Here is a 4,240-nt window from a genome sequence, read left to right as displayed (position 1 = left end):
CCCCGCGCGCGCCGTCCGGTCCGTGGTCGACGCGCGGGGACGCCCGCGACTGATCAGGCCGCGCGCACGCCGCGGGCCGCGAGGAGCACGCCCGCGGGGTCGTAGGTGCGGGCGAGCGACCGCAGGCGGCGCGCGACGAGCGGGGTGAACACCCGGTCCGCCCACGCCGTGCCGGCCGCGTCGGTGAAGTTCGGCAGGCCGCCCTCGGCGACCCAGGGGCCCAGCCCGACCGCGACGCGCGCGGCGTCCCGCGTCACGACCTGCGCGACCTCGGGGATCATGAGGCCGACCGCGAAGACGCTGTACGCGGCGTCGCGGTGCGCGTACGCGCACGGCTCGCCCTCGCGGACGCGGCCGCCGAGCTGGCGGACCTCGACGACGGCGAGCGCCGAGTCGACGCCCGGACCGACGAGCTCGAGCAGCCGGTCGGCACCGTCCACGCCGAAGCCGTGCAGCAGGTGGTGGGACTCGTGCAGCGGCATCGGGTCGACCGGGTCGGCGTGGATCGCGCCGAGCGCGGCGTACGGCATGACGCCGACCGTGTCGAGGACGGGTGCGGCGACCGCGCGGATCGCGCGGATCATCTCCTCGCCGACCGCCGGGTCACCGGTCCAGGCGAAGCGCACGTGCAGCGTGACCTGACCGCGCAGCGGTGCGGGGAACGGGTCCATGTCGGGCAGCCGCATCACGGCGGCGGACGTGGTGCCCTCCTCGGGCAGCAGCTCGCACCACCGGCCCCACGTGCGCAGGACCGCGGGGACGTCGGCCTCGGCGAACCAGAGGCCGCCGCCGTACACCTCGGGCAGCTCGATCAGGTCGATCTCGACCGCGGTCACGATGCCGAGCGTGCCCTTGCCGCCGCGCAGGCCCCAGAACAGGTCCGGGTGCTCGTCGGGCGTGACGCGGCGCAGCACGCCGTCGCCCGTGACGACCTCGAACGCGCGCACGGTGTCGGACGACAGGCCGTGCGAGCGGGCGACCGGCCCGAGCCCGCCACCCGTGAGCAGGCCGACGACGCCGACGTCGGGCGAGGACCCGCACAGGGCCGCGAGCCCGTGCGGTGCCGTCGCCTCGAGCACCCGCTCCCAGCGGACGCCCGCACCGACGCGCGCCCAGCGCTCCTCGGCGTGGACCGTGAGCTCGTCGAGCGCGGCGGTGTGCACGAGGACCGCGTCGCGCATCTCCTCGGTCGCGCCGTGGCCGGTGCTCTGCACGCCGACCTGCACGCCGAACGCCGCGGCGATGCGCAGCGTCGCGCTCACGTCCGCCGCACCGGTGGCCTCGACCACGGCGAGCGGGCTCACGCGGCGCGTGAGGTTCGAGGTGGCGGTGAGCCGCGCGTAGCCGTCGGTGCCGGGCAGGTGCACGGCGGGGACGGCGTCGCGCAGCGCGCGGACGGCGGCGGCGCCGGTCGGGCGGGGGTCCGGTCCGAGGGCGGGGCTGACTGACGACATGGGTGATCCTTCGGGTCCGGCACGGGGTTCCGTGCACTGTCACGAGGCGCCGCGTCGGGCGCACGGGCAGAAGGAATCCCGGGCAGGTGTCCAGATACATCCGGTTCGTCCGGTGCCGGCGGTCGGAGCGCCGGACGCCGCGCGAGGGCACGCGACCGGCGCAGGGAGTGGTCGCTCGCGCGTCAGGCGTGCGCGTCGGGAGGCGGGGCCGCCGGGAGCGTCACGACGAACGTCGTCCCCTCGCCCAGCGTGCTCTCGATGTCGAGCAGCCCGCCGTGCGCGTCGACCACGGCCCGAGCGATCGCGAGCCCCAGACCGACGCCGGGGATGGCGCGACGCGTCGCGGACGTCGCGCGGAAGAACCGGGTCGTCAGGCGGCTGAGCTCGTCGGGCGCGATGCCGATGCCCGTGTCGCGCACCGACAGGGCCGCGCCGCCGTCGGGCGTCGGACCCACCGCGAGGTGCACCTCGCCGCCCGCCGGCGTGAACTTCACGGCGTTGGAGACGAGGTTGTCGACGACCTGCGAGAGCCGTCCCGGGTCGGCGGTGACCGGGGCGGGTGCGACGGTCGTCGTGAGGCGCACGCCCGCCTGCTCGGCGACCGGTCCGAGGGACGCGACCGAGCCCGTCACGACGTCGGCGAGGTCGATGCCGCGCGGCGAGATCGCGAACGTGCCCGCGTCGACCTGCGCGGTCAGCAGCAGGTCGCCGACCAGGCGGAGCTGGCGGCGCGCGTTGCGCTCGATCACCGTGAGGTAGCTGCGCTGCTCCTCGGTGAGCTCGTCCGTGCCGTCGAGCAGCAGCTCGAGGTACCCGAGCACGGACGTCAGCGGGGTGCGCAGCTCGTGGCTCACCAGGCTGACGAACTCGTCCTTGAGCCGCGACGCCTCGCGCTCGGCCGTCACGTCGGTCGCGACGACGACGTACCCCGCGATGCTGCCGTCGACGTCGAGCCGTCGGGTCACCGCGAGCTTGACCGTCACGTCGGTCCCGTCGCGGCGGCGGTACGTCGCGTCGCGCGACCCGCGCCCGTCGTCCCCGGGCGTCACGATCGACTCGAGCAGCCGCGCGGCGACCGAGCCGGGCGCGCGCGGCTGGTTGCCCGTCGGCTCCGTGACGTCGGCGTACAGGTCGGTGATGCGCTTCCGGCCGACGACCTCGCCCTGGCCGAAGCCGAGCAGCCGCTCGGCTCCCGCGTTGAAGACGCGGATCATCCCGGTCGCGTCGGTCGCGATGATCGCCTGCTCGGTCGCGGAGTCGATGATCGAGACGAGCTCGTCGCGCGCGGCGCGACGGGCGTCGGCGACGCGCGCGAGCTCGAACGCGTCGGCACGCATGCGCTCGACCATCTCCTGCTCGCGGTCGCGCATGACCGACACGGCCTCGGTCCGCGCGCGCAGCCGCTCCGTCACCTCGTGCGCCGTCACGGACACGACGAGCGCGACCAGGGACACGAACATCCCCCTGACCAGCACGAGCGAGTCGATCCCGGCGCCCGTGTCGAGGAGCGGCGGCAGCAGGATGACGAGGTTGACGCCGATCACGGAGATGATCGGGCCGCGCCAGCCGCGCTGCGCCGACAGCGCCAGCACGGGCAGGAAGATCATCGTCGTGTACATCGACCCGACGCCGCCGGTGCCGGCCCGCAGGAACGCGACGCAGACCATCTGCATGATCGGGAGCAGGTCCTGCGTCCACTCGGGCTCGTCGCGCCAGCGCACGATCCGGGCCACGACGGCGAGAGAGACGGCGATCGCCGCGGACACCCAGACCGCCCACGGGACGGTCACGGGGATCGACGGGATCCACAGCGTGAGGACGGCGACCAGGTAGACGCCCAGGAAGGGCAGCTGGCGCTCGACGACGTTCGCGTCGTCGCCCAGGCGCGACGCGATCTTCGTCAGGAGCCGCGACCCCCCGCCCGCAGGCACGGGCGGCAGCGGCGCGCGGTACGACGACGTCACCGGCGGTCCCGCATCGCCTGCTCGAGGGCCGTGCGCACGCTCTCCCCGACGAACGGCTTCGGCAGCGTCGCCTCGACGTCCGGGTAGTCGTGCGCGTCGAGCACCGAGGTGACGACGACCGGCAGGCCGGGACGGAGCCGGTGCAGCTCCTCGACGAGCTCCCAGCCGCCCATGCCGGGCAGGCGCAGGTCGACGAACGCGACGTCGACGTCGAGCTGCTGCTCGTCGGCGAGCGCGGCCTCCGCCGACGGCGCCTCGAGCACCTCGCAGCCCGCGCGGCGCAGGTGGGTCGCGAGCAGCGCGCGCTCGTCGGGCTCGTCGTCGACGACCAGCACGCGGGTGCCCGCGCCCGGCTCGGTGGGTCCCACGGTCGTGTCGTCGTCGGTCATGCGTCCAGCCTGCCCGTCCGCGGCGTCGCACCGCAGCACATCGGGCGCGTCGCGGCCCGGCACGTCGCGCGTCCGGTCGTCACGCGTCCTCCCGGAGGGCCTCGCGCAGCCACGCGTACCGGCCGACGTCGTCCGCGACGTGCGCGTCGGTCGACGCGACGAGCGCGACGCCCGCGTCCGCCCACCGGGCTCGCACGCGCGGTCCGGGGCAGCGCCACTTCTCGTTGACCTCGACCGGAGTGCCGGTCGCGACCGCGACGGCGGCGAGCTCGTCGAGCAGGTCGTCGGGCACGTCGTCCTCGGTGAGGCCGATCTTCGGCAGCAGGGACAGCGGGTGCGCGAGCTGCGCGCGGCCGGCGCGCCGCACGGCCCGGACGGTGGCGGTCACGAGCGTCTCGACCGCGCCCTCGCGCGTCAGCGCCCCGGACGCGAG

3 protein-coding genes and 1 pseudogene are annotated in these 4,240 nt (G+C 75.5%); all 4 read right to left on the bottom strand.

Annotation, left to right across the window (positions count from 1 at the left end):
• Positions 1 to 53: 53 nt before the first annotated feature.
• A complete protein-coding gene (locus HGA02_RS12085; protein ID WP_168679214.1) occupies positions 54 to 1,454 on the bottom strand; it encodes an FAD-binding oxidoreductase in 1,401 nt (466 codons plus the stop codon).
• Positions 1,455 to 1,636: 182 nt separating this feature from the next.
• Entirely contained in the window at positions 1,637 to 3,385 is a 1,749-nt protein-coding gene (locus tag HGA02_RS12080) for a sensor histidine kinase (protein ID WP_343035457.1), read from the bottom strand.
• Positions 3,386 to 3,414: 29 nt separating this feature from the next.
• The gene (locus HGA02_RS12075; RefSeq protein ID WP_168679213.1) at positions 3,415 to 3,807 is read right to left on the bottom strand and encodes a response regulator; all 393 of its coding nucleotides are present in this window, start codon (positions 3,805 to 3,807) and stop codon (positions 3,415 to 3,417) included.
• A gap of 79 nt (positions 3,808 to 3,886) precedes the next feature.
• Positions 3,887 to 4,240 (bottom strand): annotated as a pseudogene (locus HGA02_RS12070) (histidinol-phosphatase); the annotation flags it as partial.

Origin of the sequence: Cellulomonas septica (assembly GCF_012396155.1) — a bacterium.
GTDB lineage: Bacteria > Actinomycetota > Actinomycetes > Actinomycetales > Cellulomonadaceae > Cellulomonas > Cellulomonas septica.
Note: the sequence above shows the minus strand (reverse complement) of the source record. Positions and strands in the feature narration are given on the sequence as shown.